The following is a 19,392-nucleotide window of genomic DNA, read 5'->3' on the forward strand; positions in this document are numbered from 1 at the left end:
CGAGCTGAGGACATGGATCGTGGCTCATGACGACGAAGTGGGCGAACCCGTAGGCGGAGGAAATGACCGTGGAAGCGACAGCAAGGCAGGACGCAGGGCTCCACCGCGGAAGAAAGTGTTGTCCTCGCGGACGGTGATCACGGCGCTCAGGGCGGCGCCGGCGATGTCGGTGAGCTCGCCTTCGGCGCGGCAGCCGAGCAGGGTGATGCGGGTGCCGCCCTCGATCAGGCGGCGCAGGACGGCCGGTCCGCCGGTGTCCGCGAGGTCGCCAGCGACTTGCCGCACATCACCGACACCACCACCGGACAAGCCCTCCTCGCCCGCGCCAGCACGCTGCCGGTTCCCGCTGCCCGGCATCCGCACCACGGCACCGGCCCTGCCACCGACGCGTCGACACAGCACGGCGCCCACCCAGCGAATACCCATACAGAACGCACCACCCCAGCTCACACACCCCGCCCCATCCACCGGGGCCACTCCCCCGGTCTCTCAACAAACCCACAACACACCAGGCCAGCCGCCCCTCCGCACACCGACACCCCCTCCGAGCGTCAGCAGCCCGACTCTCAGGGGACGTCGCCGCCCCAGCCCCACCGGCCCGCGTGTCGCGGGGTTCGGTGTCTACCAGGTGACCGGTAGTGCCACCGGCCCTCGGATGAGTACGTCCTTCTGCCAGGAAACGGCTGCGGCATCGATGGCCAGCTGCAGACCGGGGAGGCCTGTGATGAGGGTGGTCAGCAGCAGTTCGGCTTCCATGCGGGCCAGTAGCGGCGCCAGGCAGTGGTGGGGGCCGTGTCCGAAGGCCAGGTGGGGCGGGCCTTCGCGGTCGATGTCGATCCGGTGCGGTGCGGTGTAGCAGCGCTCGTCCCAGTTCGCTGCCACGTAGGAGACATAGACGGCCTCGCCGCGGCGGATCTGCACGCCTTCCACCTCGACGTCCTCGGTGGCGATGCGGGCTTGCCCCACGCCGTGCTTGTGAGGGATCCAGCGCAGCAGTTCCTCCACGGCCGCCGGAACGGCTTGGGGGTCGGACCGCAGCCGGTTCCTCAGGCTGTCGTCGGTGAGCAGGAGGTAGGCCATGTTGGAGGTGTGGTTGCGTACCGCGTGCCAGCCGTTGATCCCCATCAGCATGGCCAGGGCCAGGACTTCTTCTTCCTCGATCCTGCCGCTCTGGGCCGCTGCCGCCAGTTCGCTGATGAGGTCGTCCTGCGGGCGGAGCCGGCGTTCACGGGCCAGTTCACGGAAGAATGCACGGCCTTCTTCTTTGGCTTGCCGGGCGCGCTCGACCCCGGCTTCGTCTTTCGCCCGGGTCAGGATGGCGTTCGCCCACGAGCGCAGGCGCGGGCGGTCAGCCTCGGGCACGCCCAGCAGAGCTCCGATGACCTGCAGGGGGAAGGGGAGGTCACGTGCTGGACGAGGTCGGCGGGCGGTCCGGCTGCGACCATGGAGTCGAGGTGTTCGTCGAGTACGGCCTGAGCGTGCGGCCGCAGGGCTGCCATGGCGGAGCGGTTGAACGCCGAGGAGACCACGGAACGGACGCGGGTGTGGCCGGGCGGGTCGACGAAGCTGACCGCGCGGTCCAGCGGGACGAGGTACTTGTTCATGCTGGGCAGGGGGCGGCCGACGATGTCGCGGCTGAACCGGGGATCAGAGGTGACGAAGCGGACAGCGTCGTGCCCTGTCGCCAGCCAGCACTCGCCGGGTGCTCCATGCGGCAGCCGTACCCGGATGACCGGTTCGCCCTGCAGCGCGTCGCGCAGGAAGGGGTCGAAGTCGAGGGCCGGCAAGTCTGACACCTCGTACAAGGGAGCGGGGCCGTCCTGCATTACCGCCTCCTCGCCGGCTGGTCATGGCGCAGCGGTGTGAGCTGCTCGATGTCGTAGCGGCGGCGCAAGGCGGCGATGGCGCTGTGGTCCACGGGCCCGTCGGCGGACAGGATCGTCAGGAGTTCTTCGAAGTAGCGTTCGTGGTCCGGGGGCGGGGAGGACTGGAAGAACATCCGGGCCGGGACGTCGGTGGGGTTGGCGAAGGCGTGCGGGCAGCCCGGCGGGACCAGGATGACGGTGCCGGGCGTGGCGCGGGCCACCTGCTCGCCTGTTGGCGATCGCCATCCCTGCCACCGGTCCGGGGTGCGCGCCTGCGGCTCGAAGGCGAGGACATCGAGTTCGCCCTCAAGGACGTAGAACAGTTCCTCGCTGCGTGTATGGACGTGCGCGCCGACGTCGAAGCCCGGTGGTACAAGCACTTCGAAGCTCGATGAGAAGCGCGACCGGGCACCGGTCACTTTGAAGGTCACGTGCTGGGCGGCGGCACGAAGGGTGCGGCCTGCCCCGGGGGCAAGATCAGAGCGTTGTCCGCCGGCGGGGAGACGGTACGGGAGGGCTCGGTCATCGGGTCTTCCGTAAGTTGTTGGGCGGCCCGGGAGGGCCGGATGTGGCTGATCGGTTCTTGCCAGTTGTGGCTCCGAAGGAGTGGCCGTCCGGCTCTCCGGGGCGCCCTGGCTGCTGATTGAGATGTGCGCGCTTCGTGCGGTCGCTGTTTACGGAGATGACAGCGGGGTGTTCCTCGGGTCGACGGCAAGCCGTGCGGAACGAGGAGGGGCGAATGAGCGAGCGACAGGCTCGGGTCTGGGCAGGCATCGACGCGGGCAAGGGCCATCACTGGGCGGCGGTGGTCGACGAGACCGGCGCGACCCTGTGGTCGAAGAAGATCGACAACGACGAGACGGCGATCCTGGCCGCGCTCGGCGAGATCCTGGACCTGGCGGACGAGGTCCGCTGGGCGGTGGACATCTCGGGGACGGCCTCCGCGCTGCTGCTGGCCTTGCTCGCGGCACACGGCCAGCGAGCCGTTTACGTGCCTGGCCGCACGGTCAACCGCATGTCCGGCGCCTACCGGGGTGAGGCCAAGACCGACGCACGCGACGCCTACGTCATCGCCGAAACCGCCCGCCACCGCAACGACTTCGCCACGATCGACGTGCCCGCCCAGCTGGCCGCCGATCTGGCCCTGCTGACCGCCCACCGCTCGGACCTGGTGGCCGACCGCGTGAGGATGATCAACCGGCTGCGTGACGTACTGACCGGCGCTTTCCCCGCCCTGGAGCGGGCCTTCGACTACTCGCACCGCAAAGGCGCCCTGACCCTGCTGACCGGCTACCAGACCCCGGCCGCCATCCGCCGCCGCGGGCGGGCCCGGCTGACGGCATGGCTGGCCAGCCGCAACGTCAAGGGCGCCGACGCGGTCACGGCGACTGCCCTGGAGGCCGCCCAGGCCCAGCAGACCGCCCTGCCCGGAGAGGACGTCGCTGCGCAGATCGTCGCCGGCCTGGCGGCTCAGATCCTGGCCCTGGACGACCGGCTCAAGCGGATCGACAAGCAGATCCAAGAGACGTTCCGCAGCCACCCGCAGGCGGAGATCATCGAGTCCCTGCCCGGCATGGGCCCGATCCTGGGGGCCGAGTTCGTCGTTGCCGCAGGCGACCTGTCGGCCTACACCAATGCCGGCCACCTTGCCTCCGCGGCCGGACTGGTGCCGGTCCCGCGTGACTCCGGACGCCGCACGGGCAACTTCCACCGGCCCAAGCGCTACAGCCGCCGTCTGCGACGGGTGTTCTACATGTCCGCGCAGACCAGCATGATGCGCGAAGGGCCGAACCGGGACTTCTACCTCAAGAAGCGGGGCGAGGGCTGCAAGCACGTCCAGGCCGTCATCGCTCTGGCCCGTCGACGGGCAAGCGTGTTGTGGGCACTGCTGCGTGACGGAAGGATGTTCACCTCCATCCCACCGGTCACGCAGGCGGCTTGACTTCGTCATTGAGACTCCTTTGCGAGCGTCCCGGCGTGCGGCTCCAGCGGCCCAGTGCCATCTCGGCCGTGATGCCCGGGCCGAATCCGGCCAGCAGGCCGCGCGCCTGGTCGGCGGCGCCGCCTTCGTCGAACAGCCGGCGTAGTGCGTCCAGGACGACGGCGCTCGCGATGTTGCCGTATTCGGTGAGCGTGGCCCGGCTGTGCCGGAACGCCTCCGGTCTGACATGGAGGAAGGTGCTCAGGTCGTCGAGGATCCGCGGCCCGCCGGCATGCACGATGTAGAAGTCGAGGTCTGAGGCATCCCAGCCGTGCTCGTCGGCGAGGCTGCGCAGCACGGGGGCGAGTGGCTCCATGGTGCCCGGCACTCGCTTGTCCAGCAGGAAGTGGAAGCCCGTGGCCCGTACGTCGTAGGCGATCCAGTCTTCCGTGCCCGGGATGAGGTAGGAGCCGTTGCGCTCCAGGCGGATGCCGTGGCCACCCGTCCCGCGGACGACTGCGGCGGCCATGCCGTCGCCGAACAGGCCGTTGGACAGCAGGGATCCGATACTCGTGTCGGTGGGCTGGTAGCACAGGGAGCAGAACTCGCATGCCACGATCAGCGCGTTCGCCTGCGGATAGGCCGTACAGAAGTCGTGGGCCCGGTTGATGGCCGCCCCGCCCGCTGCGCAGCCCAGCTGAGCGATCGGCATCTGCCGGGTACGGGACGGGAAACCCATCGTGTTGATCAGCCAGGCGGTGAGCGAGGGCATCATGAATCCGGTGCAGGACACATAGATGATCATGTCGATCTCCGCGGCCCGCAGCTCGCTGTCCTCCAGCGCGCGCCGCACGACCAGTGGTACCCGCGCCTTGGCCTCGGCCGCATACACCCTGTTGCGTGCCTCGAAGCCCGGATGCGCGAGGGTCGCAGCGAGCGGCTGCACGAGGTGGCGGGTCCGCACTCCGGTGTTCTCCATCAGGCGCAACGCGAGACTCAGCTGGGGATGACCGGCATGGCGCGAGCGCGCGAGCTCGAGCGTCTCCTCCATGGTGATGACGTGCTCCGGAACCGAGACGGCCGGTCGGCACAAGGTCGCCATGCGACCCCCTTACCCCATCGGCACGAAAGTGTCTCCGTTGCCCCCGAGGCACACTCAGCGAGCATCACACATCCAGATCGCCCCTTCCCGCTTGGCGGGGCCATGCGGGTGACCCGCCCCCGGCACTCGACACCCGCCGCTCCCCCAGCCCCGCCCGCCACCCCGCTGACCAGCACAGCAGCACGGCTCCTGGTCGCGCAGGGGATACTCCGCTGCCATGTTCGAGAAGACACCCGCCCCCGTTCGCCGGCGCCGCGAACGAAGGGGAATGCGAAAACACAGCAGCCATAGCTGCTGCGCCGCCCGCGGAACACGTTCACAGGGGTGCGCCTCTCGGGCCGTTTTCGGTATACCCAGGGTGCTTCCGCAGCGTCGGCGAGAGCGTGGTGCCCCGCTGGAGCATCGCCAAGAAGAGGAGTTGCTGTGCTTCCTGGTCACCTTCACCGGATGAAGGGCGCCGTCGTGCTGGGCGCCGGCCGCCCCGGCGAGCACGGGCCCTTCGGAACCCGGCCGGACGACGAAGACCAGCTCGACGACACCCTCCAGGAGAGACCGGACGACAAGGGGTGACCCACGCCTTCACGGCCCGTTGCAGCAGGTGCGCGACAGGCGCCGGGCCGTGCGGCCATGGTTGGGCCCGGCGTACGGCCCGGCGCCCCGGACCATGAGCGCGCAGCGGCCGGATGCCGGTGACGACACAGACCGAGCCGCCTACGCCTCCGGACCGCTCTCTTCGCCATCCTCTTCGTAGTGATGTGGGGTGCGACAGCGGCGAGGATCAGGCGCTGCAGCCCCTGCGGTTCGAGGGCCTCGGCCGGGAGCACGACGTGGGGTGATTGGCGGGGGTGTCTTTGTGACTGCTGGGTACCTGGCGGGCAGGCGCCTTCCTTCGGCCCGGAAAAGCGGCCGGGGAGCCGCCGTTCGCAGGAGGCCCCTACGGCCGGCAGGGTGCCTTCAGCTTCTCGGCTGGGACGATGGAGGGGCAGCGAGAAGACACGGCTGACCCGAGCCAGTGGGACGGGCGTGCCGGCGGCGGGGCCAGGCGAGTGTTGTCAGTTCGGGGCAGTTCGTCCCGGGCCCGGGTTCAGGCTGCCAGCAGTGCGGAGATGAACAGCCACAGCGGGATGATCATCAAGAGGACCGAGAGCACGCCGAAGAACGTCAGCACGATGCCGCGTACGGTGAGCCGTTTGTCGCGCAGGCCTCGGACGCGGGTCGGTGACAGCGGGTCGTAGGTCACGTCCACCGGTCCTCTCGTGCCCTTGTGCGCGTGGCCGGCCGTCTGGGTGACGACCAGGCACTGGCCTTCCAGGGTCCGGAACTCGTATACGGGGTGCCACTCGCCCGAGTCTTCCCCGGCGCGGCGCCACTCGTAGTCCCGTATGCGGCCGGAGACGGTGATGCCGCGGCGTCGCAGGATCAGGGCGTCGCGCACCACCTCGGTCCAGCCGAAGTACAGCATCAGCCAGCCCGCGGGACCGTACGCCATGATGAAGCCGACCAGGTCGCCGATCCCGGCTTCGGCGCCTGTGTTCACGGCCACGACGGAGAACGCGAGGTATGGCACGATCCCCAGGGCGATCTTCGCGCCCGCCGACAGGCGCGGCAGGCGCGGCAAGCGACGGCCGGCGGTCTCTCTCACCACGTGGGTGGGGCCCTGCCCCGGGACCGGCAGGCGCGTCAGGGCTGTACGCAGCTGTTGGACGAAAGCGTCGGCGGCGGTGGCGTTGCGGGTGATGAGCGTGAAAGCGCCGTCCTGGGTGGCATCGCCGGACACTTCCAGAAGGACGCGCCCTCCCGCGTACTCGACACGGTCGATCGCCGCCAGCGGCACCGTCCACGTGGTGCGACCGCGCACCACCCGCACCACATACGTCTCCAGCCGGAAGACGATGCCTCGCCCCCGCAACACCATTTCCGGTATCCGCCTCATGCCCAAGATCATAAATGCTGGTAAACGGCACGTTTGACTTCCTGTGCAGGACAAAAACGCCCAACGCACGGTGCGGTCGGTATTGCGCTCGTACTGGAGCTACTGGCGACAACTGCCTCGCTGCCGGGCGCACGTGCTACTACCGGACCAGGGCCGCTGTGCGCGCTGCGGCTGCTGTGGCCCAGGTGCAAGAAGGCGGCTGCCGTACTCTGCCCGCATGGACGGTAGGGATGAGTTGGGGAGTCTTCCCGACTGGCGGGTGCTCGTCGTCGGGGGCGCGTCGGGGATGGGGAAGACCGGTGTCGGGCGGGCCTTGGCACGACGGTACGGCGTCCCCGTCGTGGAGGTCGACGACATCGTGGAGGCCCTCCTTGCGGTGACACTGCCCGAGCACCTGCCCGAGGTCCACTTCTGGCGCACTCACCCGCAGGCCGCCCGCCAGACGCCCGAGTCGGTGGCCGAGCGGCAGATCGCGATCGCCGAGGCGCTGGCGCCGGCGATCGAGGCGGTGGTGGCCAACCATGTGGGCACCGACACCCCGGTGATCCTGGAAGGCGACTACGTCCTGCCCAGACCGGCGACGCCTAAAGGTGCGGTCCGGTCCGTCTTCCTCCACGAGGACGACGAGGCGCAGGTGACGGCCAACTACCTGCGCCGGGAGCCGGAGGCCGGACCACAGCGCCACCGCGCACGCGTCAGCGTGCTGTACGGCCGGTGGCTCGCCGCACAGGCACGGGCGGCCGACGTGCCGGTCCTCGCTCCACGCCCGTGGGAGAACCTTGCCAGCCGTGTCGCCGAGACGGTGGAAGATGCCTGAACCGTGGCGTCAACACGAACCACCACTACCCAGAGCCCACCGAAGAGCCCGGCGGATTGATCGATCTGAAGGTGAGGGCCAGCGTCTTCACCCCTGGTCCACCACCTGCTGTCAGGCTACCGCCCACACTCCAGGGGGCTCAGAAACAGGCACTTCGGCCAGGGGCCCCTTCACCGCGGCCACCCGGTCTGTCAGTGCTCACTCGCATCATGGAAGGCGTGAGTGAGCAGATCGAGGAACCCGAGCAGGTCCCGCCGTGGCGGCTCGAGAACGGGCCCAACCGCGGGTGTGGTGCTGGCCGGCCGGTGACCGGCCGGCCCTGTACGTCTACGGCGGCGGCACCTGGAAGTACGCGCCGGTGACGGCGCGCCTGGACCACGCCGACGGCCGCACCGAGTACCAGGTCACCCTCTGAACCAGCCGGGACCGCGGCACCGTCCACCGCGCGTACTGGTGGCCCCAGCCCGGCCTGCGCCGTGCCCACGGCAGCACGTCCGAGCCCACCGACCGCGAACCCATTCCGGAAACCGCAGCCGACTGAGCTCCCGTCGCCCGCTGTACGCGACCCGGACCGCCTGCGGTGCCGTGCATGGTGGCGCGAGCGGCGGGGCAGGATCGGACCGCCTCGCTCTCGGGGAAGACGAACGAGGTACGGCGGCCCCGGGGCGGCGGCCAGACGCCGGTGACGACCCGGCCGGGGGACGCCTGCACACACTCCCCGGCCGACACTGCGCGTCGCGGCCCGGTGCGTGCTGTGCGTCTGCCTTGCCCGAGGGCTGGGCGGGCGCCTGACACCGTGGTCCGCTGGGCAGTACAGCACGCCAGGAAGGGGCGCGGATGGAGAGCGCGGAGGAGCTGCGTGCGGTGATGAAGGCGTATGCGGAACTCGATCCGCTCACCGAGGCGGAACACGTGCGGGCCCTGGCCCGCCTGCTGGTGTTCCTGAAAGTCGATGTCGGCGACGTCTACCAGGAGGCCAAGCAATCTGAGGCTGCTTCACCAGCAGGGCCTGGTCCAGGAACTGCCCGTCGACGACGAAGGAAGATGACAGCTCAGACGGCAGCCGGCGGCGGCATGGGCCTGCCCTGGGCGGCGCGGACCGGCTCCAGACACTTCCAGCAGAGCGGATCTGGTCAAGGGTCAAAGGGCGTAGCTCTTCTGCGGGGGCTGGCTGAACGGCGACGTTGCGCGGTGAATACCCGACAAAGGCGGTGCGGAAAAGGTGGGGTGACCGGAACCGATGTCGCCGCACGATGGAGGCATGGATGATACGACCTTGGTATCCCGCTTCCTGCGCGATGGCTTCGTGAAGCTGGAGGGCGCCGTCGCGCCGCGCGTGGCCGCGGACTGCGCGCGGCTGCTCTGGCGGGAGACGGGATGCGACCCCGACGAGCCGGCGACGTGGACACAGCCCGTGCACTGGGTGCCGGGCATGGCGCAAGGGCCGTTCGCCGCCGCCCCCAACTCTCCGGCCCTTCACCGCGCGTACGACCTGCTTGTCGGCGCGGGACGCTGGGAACCGCGCTACTCGCTGGGCACATTCCCGCTGCGCTTTCCGCACGGACAGGAGCCGGACGACGCGGGCTGGCACATCGAGGGAAGCTATCTGCCGGAGGGCGAGAGCTGGTACTTCACCAATCTGCGCTCCCGGGGCCGGGCGCTGCTGATGCTGTTCTTGTTCAGCGAGGTCGGCGAGGATGACGCTCCGACCAGGATCCGGGTCGGCTCACACCTCGACGTGCCGAAGGTGCTGGAGCAGTACGGGGAGGACGGGGCCAGCGGGCTGGCCCTGGCGCCCGATCTGGTGGCGGCATCCGACCACCGGCCACTCGCCCTCGCTACCGGCTCCCCCGGCGATGTCTTCCTGTGCCATCCATTCCTGGTGCACGCGGCCCAGCCGCACCACGGGACACAGCCGCGTTTCATGGCCCAGCCGCCGCTGATGCCGGTTGTGCCGTACGAACTGGAGCGGGCCGACGGCGCATACTCACCCGTGGAGATCGCGATCCGCCGGGGTCTGGGCCGCGACGTTCCCGGTCCGGACGGGGACGACTGAGGCTGCTGGGCACGTGAGCCAGGGCAGCCTTCACCGCGCTGCCCGCTTGGTCAGCGCTCACTCGCATCATGGAGGCGTGGGCGAGCAGATCAAGCAACCCGAGCAGGTCCCGCCGGTGGGAGTTCGAGGACGGGTCCGCACCTCGCGTGTGGTGGTGGCCCCCGGCGACCGGCCCGCCCTGTATGTCTACGACGGCGGCGCCTGGAAGTACGCGCACGTCATGGCGCGCCTGGACCACGCCGACAGTCGCACCGAATACCGGGTCCCCCTCCAGACCAGCCGGGACCGCGGCACCGTCCACCGCGCGTACTGGTGGCCCCGGCCCGGCCTACGCCACGCGCACGGCAGTACATCCGAGCCCGCCGACCGCGCACCCGGCCCGGAGCGGGGTGGCTCCGGGCCCTTTCGGGTCGGTTCGCTCGAACGCTGTCGCCACAGCGACACCCGTCACTCCACTCGACCGGTATGACGAGGGGTGGGCGCGGTACAGGCGGCGTGGGACCAGGCGGTGGTGCTGCGCTCGGGCGACGATCCGGGCAGGATCCCGGCTCTGGGCGAGCGCATCGCGGCGGCCACGGCCACCTACGGTTCCGCCGCGATGCTGCGGGGCACCATCGTTCTGCTCTGCGCGGTGCGCTGGACTGGTGTAGATGGTGGTGAGCGGTTCACCCAGCGGTTCATCGACACACTGGTGGACAAGATCTTCAGGCAGTGGTCCGGATACGTGGAGCTGTCCGACCTGCCGATGGTCCGCCAAGTGGTGACCGTCGCCTTCGAAGGACGCGACGCAGTCGCCTGACGGGAGCAGACCGGTCCGGCCCCCGACAGCGAGAGGATCGCGATGACGTGCGCGCTCGCGCTGACCGCCCAAGGTGCGACCGTCCTCCAGGCGCCAGAGAGTCCAGCCGTTGATGAGGTTGCCGGTGACGGCTTCGGCGGCCTTCGAGGGGAGGCGCAGGGGGTGGACTTGCCGTCGACGACGAGTTCACCGTCAGGGCTCAGCGCGCTCGCCCGCCGTCGGCACGAGAACCGCGAGCGCACCGCCGAGCGGCTCACCGCGGTCATCGACACGGGTCTGCTGCCCACCAAGCTGCACGAGATGGCCGTCTGCTACCTGGCCAAGGCCCACCGCGACCTCGGCCGCACCGCCTACTCCCGTACAGGGATGCAGCACGTCGCCGACGGCGGCGGCCGCCTGGCCCACCTCGCCCGCCTCGCCGGCGACTTCCCCACCGCCCTCACCGCCGCCGAAAACCTCGGCTGGGAAGGCCGTCACCACCGCGTCGAAGGCGACGTGCGCTGGGTCCACGGCGACATCGCCGACGCCGCGCAGGCCTTCGGGGCCGCGCGACGAGAAGGCGAAGAGCACGGCAAACGCGGCGAGGCCGCCATGCCCCAGGCCACGCGCGCCTTCATCCTCGCCTTCACCTGTTCCAGAGCGCCGGCGGTAGCCGGCAGCCGGCAGCCGGTTCCAGCACCGCCAAGATGATCAGGCCGTGCGCACGAAGGGGCCGTGGTCACCGCTGCGTCTGAACCCCGGCGAGACCGCCTCGGTCACCGGGCGGATCTCCAGGCTTGGTCCGGTCCACCGTCGTCGGCCCGGAACCTCCTCTCCCCAGCGGCAGCAGAGCTGGGGACAGGAGATCAGGCGGTTCAGGAGGGCGTGCCTCCCGCTGCGACGACCTTCGCGTTCAAGTCGCACCAGGTGGTCGACGTGCCACCGGACGCCGCACGGTTGCCGAAGTGCCGGTAGGTGCCGTAGCCCACCTTGTAGCAGTCGATGTATCCGGTGAACGGCGAACCGGTACAGCGGATGGAGGCCCCGTGGTGCCCTCCGCTGCCGACCAGGTACGAGGGGGTGCTGCAGGAGAGTGCTGCGGGGGCGGCGGAGGCCGGGGCGGCCATGCCGAGCAGGCCGCCGCCCGCCAGTGCCAGGGAAGCTGTGACAGCCGCGAAACGGGACCGAGTACGCACGATGTTGTCCTCCGGAGTGGCACACGAGGCGATCAGGTCGCTCGCAGCCTGACTCAGCCCGTGCCGTTCCACCAGATCACCTGTCCGAAGTGACTCAAAGACGCCGCCCAGGAACAGGCAATCGGCCTCGCACCGCTACCCCGGATCCTGCCGGACGGCAGCTGTGCGGCGGCTTTCCCGCTGGCCGGGGCACCCGCCGCGCCCGCCGGGCGGCAACACCGGCCCTGGTACGCCCGGCCAGGACCCGCCGCGGCGCGGGCTCTGGCCCGGGGGCGGCTCTGGCTACGGTGCCGGGGTGAACGTCGCCGTGGTCTTCGGCCAGCGGGCGGCCAGCTTGCGCAGCGCGGTGCGCTCCGCGATGTCGGCGGTCAGCGACCAGCGGAGCTTGGAACCGGACCTCGGGCTCGCCTTCGCCGCGCCAAGCCGAAATGCCCTTGCCTTCCATCACACCGCGATCACTCACAGCATCGAGCCGGCTGCACGAGCTGGCCCGCAAGAACTCTCTGACGGAAGGGGTGCCGGGCGTTACCGCTGGCCGGCGTTCGGGTACGCCCGTGCGAGCACTCATCCCCGGGAGGTTCGGGCCCGTCGAATCCGCAGGTCAGTGGCGTACCTGCTGTGGTGTGCCGGGGGCGCGTGACTGTCCGGTCGTGCGCGGAGGCGTGTACGACGGGTGTGGAACGGGTGTGCAAATGTCCGGGTTCTGTAATGGGCCGTCGCATCTTCAACCATTGCCTGCCGGATGAGCGGACAGTGAGGTCCGCCCGGCACTCCGGGCATCTCGTCCTACCTGCCCCGCCCCAGGCGGAGCTGCCCGCTGGTGGTTTGTCATCTCCCGTTCTGCCCGTCTCGCGGCCGTAGCGCTCGGCTCGGCCGCCCTGGCCACCGCCGCGGCCCTGCCCGCCCCGCACTGCTCCCCCGCCGTCATCGGTGCGGTGCGGGCCGACAGCCCCGGCCGCGACGACGGCTCCAACCGGTCCCTGAACGGCGAGTGGGTCACCGTCAAGAACACCAGCCACCGCGCGGTCCACCTCAACGGATGGCCCCTGACGAGCCAGGCCACGCACAAGACAACCGCCGCGACACCGCCACCCTGCGCAACGACCACCGCCGCGTCGTCCACACCAAGCGCTGGGGCCGCCACTGACCACGCGGAGGCCGCCCCAGCGGCCCGGACTCCAGGTGCGCCGCAGCCGAGGGGACTGCGGCGCACCACCGCGTCCGGCTGCCGCACGGCCTGGAGCCCGCCGACGCGGGTGGGGTACGTTCCCGGCGGGCGACTCCGACTACGGAGCCGGGGTAAAGGACACCGCCATCTTCGGGCAGCCGGCGGCGAGCTTGCACAGCGCAGCGCGCTCGGCGACGTCCGCGGTCAGCTTCCAGCGGAGTTGGGTCGAGGCCCAGTCGGCGGCGTAGGTGCACTACGCGGCCTTGGCGGGCGGCAGCCACTCGGCGGGGGCCTTGTCGCCCTTGGCGCGGTTCGGCCCGGAGCTGACCGCCACCAGCCCGCGCTCGGCCGTCAGGTCGTTGGCGTAGGCTTCTCGGCGCTTGGCCGGCCACTTCGAGGCCCCCGAGTCCCAGGCCTCGGCGAGCGGCACGACGTGGCCGATGTCCCACTGCGCCACGCTGTTGACGGTCTTGCCGCCGTAGTACGACCTCCACTGGCCGCCAGTCAGCTTGCAGCCCTTGCCTTGCCGGGGCTTCTTCACGACCTCCGCCATGAGCGCCTCCTGGCGGGCGTCGCAGCCGTCGCGGTCGGCGTCCACCCACAGCTTGAACTTGTCCCGGTCGTAGCCGGACCGGCTCTCACGGGCGATCTTCAGCTGGTCGACGGCCTTGGCCAGCACCAGCCCGCCGGGCGCCGACGGAGCGGCCGACCGCGGCGGCTTGGCTCCCTCGCGAGAGGTATCGGCGGAGCAGGCCGCCACGGGCAACAGCAGAACAGGGCAGGCGAAGGCCGCGGCGCGGCGGAGGGGATGCAAATCGGCTCCCGGCCAGGTGAAACAACGTCAGGTGCCCTGAATCCACCCACCAGTGACACCGCGCCGAACGCTGCGCGCACCGCTTCCTGCGGGCGCACCGGCGTCGTTGAGCGAGAGGCGTTTCGTCTGGCCACCTTTGCCCCGAGCACCGGCGCGGAGACCGGCGGGATCGACGCCCACGATTTCGCCCACGAGGTCCTGCGCACTCTGCGGCGCTGCCGGGACAATGGCGGGCACTGCCCACGGTGTGACGATTCCGCCCCGGCTTGACCGGAGCCGCGTCTGGGGCGGGAGCGCCGGGTGAGGCGTGAGCTAGGACCTCCCCTGCTCGACGTGTCAGCAGGTCTTCTTCAGGTACTCGTGCACGGCCTGCTCCGGGACACGGAAGGACCGCCCGACCCAGATGGCCGGTAGATCGCCGGAGTGGACCAGCCGGTACACCGTCATCTTGGAGACACGCATGACGGTGGCGACTTCTGCGACCGTCAGGAATACGACGTCGTTGAGGGGACACTGACTGGCCCCGTGTACCGGGTCTGCATCGGTGTGGAGGGCTGGTCCCTGCCGTTTTCTTCACAGGACCGGAGGTCACGGTGCGCGGCTTGGCGGCGGCGGAAACGCAGATACCGCTCCTGCACGGCGCCCTGTCCGTCCACTGCCGCATCGAGGGCGTCGCCGGCGGCCAAGAAGCGCTCACGAAGGCGCGCTGAACCGCGCACAGGGGCGCCCGCAGTCGTTTCAGCGGAGCCCGTTGCGGCTACGGCCCGCTCTCCGACAGCAGCTGAACCAGGCAGCCACGGGACTTGCTTGCGCCCAACGAGGACGAATCCCGACGGGCCGAAGGACGTACGGCCCGCGGAGCGGGGCCCGCCGGTGCCTGCCCCGTTCATGTCGGCCGGGCGGGATGATGCGGCATGCTGGCTCTCCCCTGCTGCCATGCTTGCTCGGTGGCAACTCTGGAAGCGGTACTCGCACTGTGCAGTGGGCTAGGCGGCGCGGCTATCGGCGCGGTGAACGGGGTCATAGCCCAAAGGATCAAGAGCAGAGACGACTGGGCTGCGAGCGAGCGTGACCGTGAGGCGTCTGCGGCTCTTGCTGAGCAGGCCCGGCAGGAGACGGCCGAGGCAGCCGCAGCGGCGCAACGGCAAGCGGACACGGACGCAGCCTTCGCACGGCGCCGGGCGCAAGAGGCACTGGAAACGGAGATCCTCGCCGTAGCACGCCTGGCAGCACGGGCATGGCTGATGACCAGCGAACGCGTACTGCAGGACGTCACTGCGGGCCGCGAGGTGGACATCGCCGAGGTGGACGAGCAGATGAGGCAACTGCTCACCGACTTCGCCGGCGCTCTCTACCGACTCCCCGGCACGAGTTCGTCCGACCCCGACCCCGATCACCTCCCCTTCACCGAACTGATGACCGCGATGACCACCGCGGTCCGGGAAGTTCTGCTCCTGCCGGCCACGCGGGAGCGGGCCGAAGCCCCTGGCATCCTGCTGCCCGCCGCGCGCGAACTTCACCGGAACGTCAACACATATCTGATCCAGCGCACGGAGTCCCTGACCGGAACCCACGTCCACTCGGTGATGGCCCGCACGTCTCTCCCAGATCGGTGACCGCGGGCGTGCCGCAGCGCGCCGAAGCGCAGGCAGTCCTTCGGCGCCCCGACGCCCTCTTGCAAGCATCAGGCCGCTGAGTCGGGGCAGTTGCTGCTCCTTCCGTCTCGGGGTCCGGCCGCAGTGAAGGCCCAGCCTCGATGTCGGTGCTCAGCCCCCACATCCACTCCTCACCCACGCCACTGCCCGCCCGGCAGGTGGCGGTTCTGTCAGCCCCGGCATGCACAGAGCGGTCGTTGTGCGCCGGTTCCGGCGTTTCCACCTCGGCCGAGCGAGTGGGCGATGGTCTCTGCCCGATAACCCCGTCCCGCGACGGCTCCTGTCGTTGGCCTCGCACCACCGGGTCAGCTCCGTGCGGGCCCGGCGCTGTTTGCCGTACGGTGCCGGCGGCGCACCATGACGGCCGCCGCTACGGCTGCGCCGGCCAGTGCCGCGGCGAGGAGGCCGCCGTACGGTACGGAGCCGAGCAGCCGGTAGTCGTGCCACAGCCACAGCAGCGCGGCCGTGAGGACTCCCGCGGCCGTGAAGCGCGCGCTCGGCCCGCCCCGTTCCAGTGCGGTGAACAGGAAGACCATCAAGACTGCCAGGGGCGCCAGAGCTTCCAGACCCCACAGCAGCTGTGTGGTCCACGTGACCTCCCCGGTGGCGCCTATGACCCAGGCGAGCGTTCGGGTGAGGAAACTGGCCACGGCCACGGCCGCGATCACTGTCCGGTCGCGGACGCGGACGGGTGGCAGGTCCGCCGGGCAGCACAGGAGGACCAAGGTGGCCAGTACGGGATAGAGGATGTCGAAGGTGGCGAGCAGCGGGCGGTCCAGGTATCGGTAGTAGATGAGGTAGTCCGCGTCGAGCACCCAGGTGGTCACGGGCAGGGCCACCACGCTGAACACCGCGAGCAGCCTCGCCGGCGCCCACCGTCCCCCGCCCCGCACAGCAGCGCCAGCGTACCGGCCACCGCGGCGCACTCATCGACCAGCCACTCCACCCGGTCCGCGGTCTGCCCTCCGTCCGCCCCTATCTGCGCGGTCCAGTCGTCGGCCCACAGTGTGGCGTGCGTCAGCACACCGAACAGGGCCGGGGCACACACGACGGCCAGGACGTAGGGCGCGGCGGCGGCCAGGAAACGTCCGGGGCCGTCCGCGGAGGTCAGGCACAGGTGCACCCGCAGCGCGTGCCGGACCACATCAGCCGCTTCCCGCAAGCGCACCAGGCGCCCGGCACCCCGGATCACGTCGGCATGGATGGCGGCGATCTCCGGCCCGTGCTCGCGACGGTAGGACGCCGGGTACAGGCGCAAAATCCGTGAGGCACGGGCCTGTTCGGGGGCCTCGGTCACGCGATGGCTCCCTTCGGGCCGGGCCGGTGGACGGCGAGCCGGCGCTCGGCCTCGGCGGCCAGCGTGGCACGCCCCTCGGGCGTCAGCGCATAGGTGCGACGGGCCCGTCCGCTGACGATCTCCTCGCTGTGGACCTGGATCTGCCCGTCTTCGAGCAGGCGTTGCAAGGCGCTGTAGAGGGTGCCGGTCCGCAGCGTCACCCGCCCGTCCGAGATCTTCTTGACCTCCTGGGTGATCGCGTAGCCGTGACGGGGCTGATCCGCCACCGCGCACAGGATCAGCGAGGTCGGCTCCTGCAGAGATCGTCTGCACTGAACGTGCGGGATCGGGAGCGTGGCGCCGGGGCCGCCACTGAGCCCGCGGGGCCGTCCCAGCGGCCCGGAACTCCGGGTGTGCCACCGCCGAGGGCAGAGTCGCGGCGCACCGCCCTGTCCGTACCGCCGAAACCGGCTCCCGCCCGGGCCGGCGCCCGTCGGGTGCTTTTCGTCCGCCTGTCACATCGTTCCGTCGGGCTCCGTCAGAGGAGGGACAGCAAGATCTGTCCCTAGGCTTGAGGAGTTGTCGACTATGGAGACGCGTGCGATCACGGCGGAGGTTCCGATGGTTCCGCGGATGTCGGAGGACCCGGCGGAGCTTGTTCCGGAGCTGGCGGAGGTGTCGGCGGCGTTGTTCAAGCTCGTCGGGAACGGTTCGGTGCCGCGTGCCACGATCAGTCTGGTCCAGCTGCGGGCCGGCCAGTTGGCGGGAAGTACGTATCTGACCGTTCTGCACACCGGTTTCCTGCGCACGGGCGGGGAGTCGGAGGAGCGGATCACGTCGGTGGCGTCCTGGTGGGACTCGCCGTACTTCACCGCTGCCGAGCGGGCCGCGCTGGCGCTCGTGGAGGCGGTGCTGCAGCCGTGCGCGGGCAGTGAGCGGGTCTCGGACGAACTGTATGCCCAGGTGGCCGAGTACTACGACGCCAAGGCGCTGGCCACCTTGATGTTCGCGATCGGTCAGGTCAACTTCTTCAGCGCCGTGGCCCTCATCGCCAAGCCGGTGCCCGGTCGTTCCTTCACCGATCCCTGGAAGTAGCACCGACCCTGGTAGCGGACTGACTACGTCACAGACGCCCCGCGCGGGCTCCCTCCGGGTCCGCGCGGGGCGCCCCTCACTCGCGGCACGGACACACCCGCGCGCACCGAAACACCGACCCCCTGGGGAACTGTTCCCGGTCTTCGATCGCACGGTGGTAGCCGTCCGGCGGGGTGCGGCGCTCCACCGGCGCGGGCGCCAGGACGTGCAGGGCGCGGACGTTCGCACCCAGCCCGAGCGGCTCGCAGTGTTCCGTGTCACCGGTGTTCTTTCACCTGGCCCGGGAGCCAGCCGGGAGCCGCCCTGAACGAAGGGATGCTTCCCTGGCCGTCCGCTAATTCCACAGCAGAAGCGCAACGAGCGGCGTCACCGTCCCTCTGGGGGTGACGTGCAATCGAAACTTTGCGCATATTTCGAAACGTCCCCTTCTTCGATGACGGCCCTGCCGTCGCCGTCGAAGTCGTCGGCCGCGGTCAGGTAGCACTTGGGCAGCGAACGCACCTGCCGGATCCAGCGATTGGTGTCGTCGCAGCGGCTTTCGACGGCGTCCTTGCGGGTCTCCTCCAGGCCGAAGCGGCCGCTCTGCCAGGAGCGGCCGCTGACTCCGGCCAGCTCGATGCGCCCGTTCCGCTCCCGCAGGGCCGGGCCGCCGGTGTCGCGCTGGCATACCGACGGGTCCTTGCCGGTGATCCGCAGCTTGCCGTCGTGGACCGTGCCTACCGTGAACGCGCCCGAGTGCAGCTTGTCGGGCACCCACTCGGTCTTGGTACGGCCGCACCCGAGAACCTTCAGTTCCTTACCCGAGGCCGGAGCGGCCGAGGCGACGGCGACCGGGCTGACCGGCTTGGCATGCCTGGACATGACCGGGTCGCGGTCACCACGGGGAACCAGCTCTATGACGTCCGTGACGCTGTCGCCGCCGGGGGCGCGGAGGGTGACCGGGCTGCTGGTGCGGTGCGCCGGGTGGAGTCAGGGGGTGCGAGGGTGTCGAGCCGGGCGGCCAGGCCGGGGTGCGCATCGGCCAGGTGGGGGCGGGCGGCGGCCAGGGGGGCGATGAGGTCGGCGGGGTCGTCGTGGGCGAGGGCCGCGTGGAGCTCGCTGAGCGGGCGGCGGGCGGCGGGGGGAAGGTCGGTGAGGGCGGTGATCTGGCCGGCGAGGCGGCGCAGGTCGGCTGCGTTGCGGCGGGCCCAGGCGGCGGTGGTGCGGTCGGCGGCCCGGGCCTGGCGGGTGGCCTGGACGCGCTGCTCGCCGGTGGTTCCGGCGGGGCCGGGGCGGCCGCGCAGGTAGCGGCGCTCGGCGGCCTGGCGGCTGGCGACACCGAGAGGGCGGGCGAGGTCTGCCCAGCTGGCGCCCGCATCCCGGGCCGTTTCGATCAGGCCGGTCTCCCACCCGGCGAGTTGCTCGCGGACCTGCCGTAGCAGCGACAAGGAGGCCAGCGCCTGTTCCGGACCGGGAGCGTCGGGATGGGGGTGCCGGGGTCCTTCGGGCTCTCGTGCTGGGCTTCACGCAGGGCGTCGTCTATGGCGCTGAGGGCCGCCGCGGCGGCAAGGAAGGACGCCGGGCTGCGGGCGTCGGTGCTGGGCGAGGACGGCTGGCGGGCCGGGGTCACGGACACCTCCCTCGGGTTGTCATCAGGTAGACGACATCGTGTTTGTCATCCATTGGATGACATGCTACAACGGTCTCACTGAAGCACATTGGCAGCAACTGCCTGAA

The 19,392-nt window shown here is 70.5% G+C and carries 24 protein-coding genes and 1 pseudogene; 11 read left to right on the top strand and 14 right to left on the bottom strand.

What is annotated here, in order from left to right; genetic code table 11:
• Positions 1 to 24: 24 nt before the first annotated feature.
• The 4 genes from ACEXOX_RS00360 to ACEXOX_RS00375 all read right to left on the bottom strand — a co-directional run bounded on the left by ACEXOX_RS00360 (position 25) and on the right by ACEXOX_RS00375 (position 2,296).
• Positions 25 to 285, bottom strand: coding sequence for a hypothetical protein (locus tag ACEXOX_RS00360; protein ID WP_406518399.1), 261 nt, complete (start codon positions 283 to 285; stop codon positions 25 to 27).
• Between the two features lie 336 nt (positions 286 to 621).
• The gene (locus ACEXOX_RS00365) at positions 622 to 1,362 is read right to left on the bottom strand and encodes a cytochrome P450 (protein WP_406518400.1); all 741 of its coding nucleotides are present in this window, start codon (positions 1,360 to 1,362) and stop codon (positions 622 to 624) included.
• Positions 1,311 to 1,796, bottom strand: coding sequence for a hypothetical protein (locus ACEXOX_RS00370; protein WP_406518401.1), 486 nt, complete (start codon positions 1,794 to 1,796; stop codon positions 1,311 to 1,313). Before ACEXOX_RS00370 ends, ACEXOX_RS00365 begins: the two co-directional genes overlap by 52 nt.
• A 29-nt stretch (positions 1,797 to 1,825) precedes the next feature.
• Positions 1,826 to 2,296, bottom strand: coding sequence for a cupin domain-containing protein (locus ACEXOX_RS00375; RefSeq protein WP_406518403.1), 471 nt, complete (start codon positions 2,294 to 2,296; stop codon positions 1,826 to 1,828).
• 308 nt (positions 2,297 to 2,604) lie between these two features.
• Here ACEXOX_RS00375 and ACEXOX_RS00380 point away from each other — a divergent pair, with 308 nt between their 5' ends.
• A complete protein-coding gene (locus tag ACEXOX_RS00380) occupies positions 2,605 to 3,807 on the top strand; it encodes an IS110 family transposase (RefSeq protein ID WP_406518404.1) in 1,203 nt (400 codons plus the stop codon).
• On the opposite strand, the gene ACEXOX_RS00385 is transcribed toward ACEXOX_RS00380, so the two are convergent.
• On the bottom strand, positions 3,791 to 4,888 hold the full coding sequence (locus ACEXOX_RS00385) for a type III polyketide synthase (protein WP_406518405.1): 1,098 nt from the start codon (positions 4,886 to 4,888) through the stop codon (positions 3,791 to 3,793). The two genes, ACEXOX_RS00380 and ACEXOX_RS00385, sit on opposite strands and share 17 nt — an antisense overlap.
• Before the next feature lie 447 nt (positions 4,889 to 5,335).
• Here ACEXOX_RS00385 and ACEXOX_RS00390 point away from each other — a divergent pair, with 447 nt between their 5' ends.
• Positions 5,336 to 5,458: a hypothetical protein gene (locus ACEXOX_RS00390; RefSeq protein WP_406518407.1), complete on the top strand. Its 123-nt coding sequence runs from the start codon at positions 5,336 to 5,338 to the stop codon at positions 5,456 to 5,458.
• A 514-nt stretch (positions 5,459 to 5,972) separates the two neighbouring features.
• Here the strand turns inward: ACEXOX_RS00390 and ACEXOX_RS00395 are convergent.
• The gene (locus ACEXOX_RS00395) at positions 5,973 to 6,821 is read right to left on the bottom strand and encodes a DUF3592 domain-containing protein (protein WP_406518408.1); all 849 of its coding nucleotides are present in this window, start codon (positions 6,819 to 6,821) and stop codon (positions 5,973 to 5,975) included.
• Between the two features lie 217 nt (positions 6,822 to 7,038).
• Between ACEXOX_RS00395 and ACEXOX_RS00400 the strand changes: the two genes are divergently transcribed.
• The 7 genes from ACEXOX_RS00400 (at position 7,039) to ACEXOX_RS00430 (ending at position 11,183) form a co-directional block, all read left to right on the top strand.
• A complete protein-coding gene (locus ACEXOX_RS00400; RefSeq protein WP_406518409.1) occupies positions 7,039 to 7,638 on the top strand; it encodes a hypothetical protein in 600 nt (199 codons plus the stop codon).
• Positions 7,639 to 7,894: 256 nt separating this feature from the next.
• Positions 7,895 to 8,053: a hypothetical protein gene (locus ACEXOX_RS00405; RefSeq protein WP_406518410.1), complete on the top strand. Its 159-nt coding sequence runs from the start codon at positions 7,895 to 7,897 to the stop codon at positions 8,051 to 8,053.
• Between the two features lie 422 nt (positions 8,054 to 8,475).
• The gene (locus tag ACEXOX_RS00410) at positions 8,476 to 8,907 is read left to right on the top strand and encodes a hypothetical protein (protein ID WP_406518411.1); all 432 of its coding nucleotides are present in this window, start codon (positions 8,476 to 8,478) and stop codon (positions 8,905 to 8,907) included.
• Positions 8,900 to 9,694: a phytanoyl-CoA dioxygenase family protein gene (locus ACEXOX_RS00415; RefSeq protein ID WP_406518412.1), complete on the top strand. Its 795-nt coding sequence runs from the start codon at positions 8,900 to 8,902 to the stop codon at positions 9,692 to 9,694. Before ACEXOX_RS00410 ends, ACEXOX_RS00415 begins: the two co-directional genes overlap by 8 nt.
• 76 nt (positions 9,695 to 9,770) lie before the next feature.
• Complete coding sequence (locus ACEXOX_RS00420) at positions 9,771 to 10,163, top strand: hypothetical protein (RefSeq protein WP_406518413.1); 393 nt, start codon at positions 9,771 to 9,773, stop codon at positions 10,161 to 10,163.
• 6 nt (positions 10,164 to 10,169) lie between these two features.
• Positions 10,170 to 10,493 carry a hypothetical protein gene (locus ACEXOX_RS00425; RefSeq protein WP_406518414.1) on the top strand — a complete coding sequence of 108 codons (324 nt, stop codon included), beginning with the start codon at positions 10,170 to 10,172 and terminating at the stop codon, positions 10,491 to 10,493.
• Positions 10,494 to 10,655: 162 nt separating this feature from the next.
• A complete protein-coding gene (locus tag ACEXOX_RS00430) occupies positions 10,656 to 11,183 on the top strand; it encodes a hypothetical protein (protein ID WP_406518415.1) in 528 nt (175 codons plus the stop codon).
• Positions 11,184 to 11,347: 164 nt separating this feature from the next.
• Here ACEXOX_RS00430 and ACEXOX_RS00435 read toward each other — a convergent pair whose 3' ends face one another.
• From ACEXOX_RS00435 to ACEXOX_RS00445, 3 genes are all read right to left on the bottom strand, one after another.
• Complete coding sequence (locus tag ACEXOX_RS00435; protein ID WP_406518416.1) at positions 11,348 to 11,740, bottom strand: hypothetical protein; 393 nt, start codon at positions 11,738 to 11,740, stop codon at positions 11,348 to 11,350.
• A 1,349-nt stretch (positions 11,741 to 13,089) separates the two neighbouring features.
• A complete protein-coding gene (locus ACEXOX_RS00440; RefSeq protein WP_406518418.1) occupies positions 13,090 to 13,650 on the bottom strand; it encodes a DUF1524 domain-containing protein in 561 nt (186 codons plus the stop codon).
• A gap of 336 nt (positions 13,651 to 13,986) precedes the next feature.
• A complete protein-coding gene (locus ACEXOX_RS00445) occupies positions 13,987 to 14,139 on the bottom strand; it encodes a helix-turn-helix domain-containing protein (protein WP_406526173.1) in 153 nt (50 codons plus the stop codon).
• A gap of 755 nt (positions 14,140 to 14,894) precedes the next feature.
• Between ACEXOX_RS00445 and ACEXOX_RS00450 the strand changes: the two genes are divergently transcribed.
• Positions 14,895 to 15,266 carry a hypothetical protein gene (locus tag ACEXOX_RS00450; RefSeq protein WP_406518419.1) on the top strand — a complete coding sequence of 124 codons (372 nt, stop codon included), beginning with the start codon at positions 14,895 to 14,897 and terminating at the stop codon, positions 15,264 to 15,266.
• Between the two features lie 344 nt (positions 15,267 to 15,610).
• On the opposite strand, the gene ACEXOX_RS00455 is transcribed toward ACEXOX_RS00450, so the two are convergent.
• From ACEXOX_RS00455 to ACEXOX_RS00465, 3 genes are read right to left on the bottom strand one after another with little or no spacing between them, the layout of a single operon-like run.
• Complete coding sequence (locus ACEXOX_RS00455) at positions 15,611 to 16,156, bottom strand: hypothetical protein (protein WP_406518420.1); 546 nt, start codon at positions 16,154 to 16,156, stop codon at positions 15,611 to 15,613.
• Positions 16,129 to 16,602, bottom strand: a complete 474-nt coding sequence (locus ACEXOX_RS00460) for a hypothetical protein (protein WP_406518421.1) — start codon at positions 16,600 to 16,602, stop codon at positions 16,129 to 16,131. Before ACEXOX_RS00460 ends, ACEXOX_RS00455 begins: the two co-directional genes overlap by 28 nt.
• Positions 16,599 to 16,901 (bottom strand): PadR family transcriptional regulator, encoded by a 303-nt coding sequence (locus ACEXOX_RS00465; protein WP_406526174.1) that lies wholly within the window; start codon positions 16,899 to 16,901, stop codon positions 16,599 to 16,601. The genes ACEXOX_RS00460 and ACEXOX_RS00465 overlap by 4 nt, the downstream gene beginning before the upstream one ends.
• Positions 16,902 to 17,169: 268 nt before the next feature.
• On the opposite strand from ACEXOX_RS00465, the gene ACEXOX_RS00470 reads away from it, so the two are divergent.
• Entirely contained in the window at positions 17,170 to 17,676 is a 507-nt protein-coding gene (locus ACEXOX_RS00470; RefSeq protein ID WP_406518422.1) for a carboxymuconolactone decarboxylase family protein, read from the top strand.
• A gap of 366 nt (positions 17,677 to 18,042) precedes the next feature.
• Here the strand turns inward: ACEXOX_RS00470 and ACEXOX_RS00475 are convergent, their stop codons facing one another.
• Both ACEXOX_RS00475 and ACEXOX_RS00480 read right to left on the bottom strand, forming a co-directional pair.
• A complete protein-coding gene (locus tag ACEXOX_RS00475; protein WP_406518423.1) occupies positions 18,043 to 18,537 on the bottom strand; it encodes a hypothetical protein in 495 nt (164 codons plus the stop codon).
• 32 nt (positions 18,538 to 18,569) lie between these two features.
• Positions 18,570 to 19,285, bottom strand: a pseudogene (locus ACEXOX_RS00480) (type III effector protein).
• Positions 19,286 to 19,392: the final 107 nt, after the last annotated feature.

It is taken from the genome of Streptomyces sp. Ac-502 (assembly GCF_045222935.1).
Taxonomy (GTDB): Bacteria; Actinomycetota; Actinomycetes; order Streptomycetales; family Streptomycetaceae; genus Streptomyces; species Streptomyces monomycini.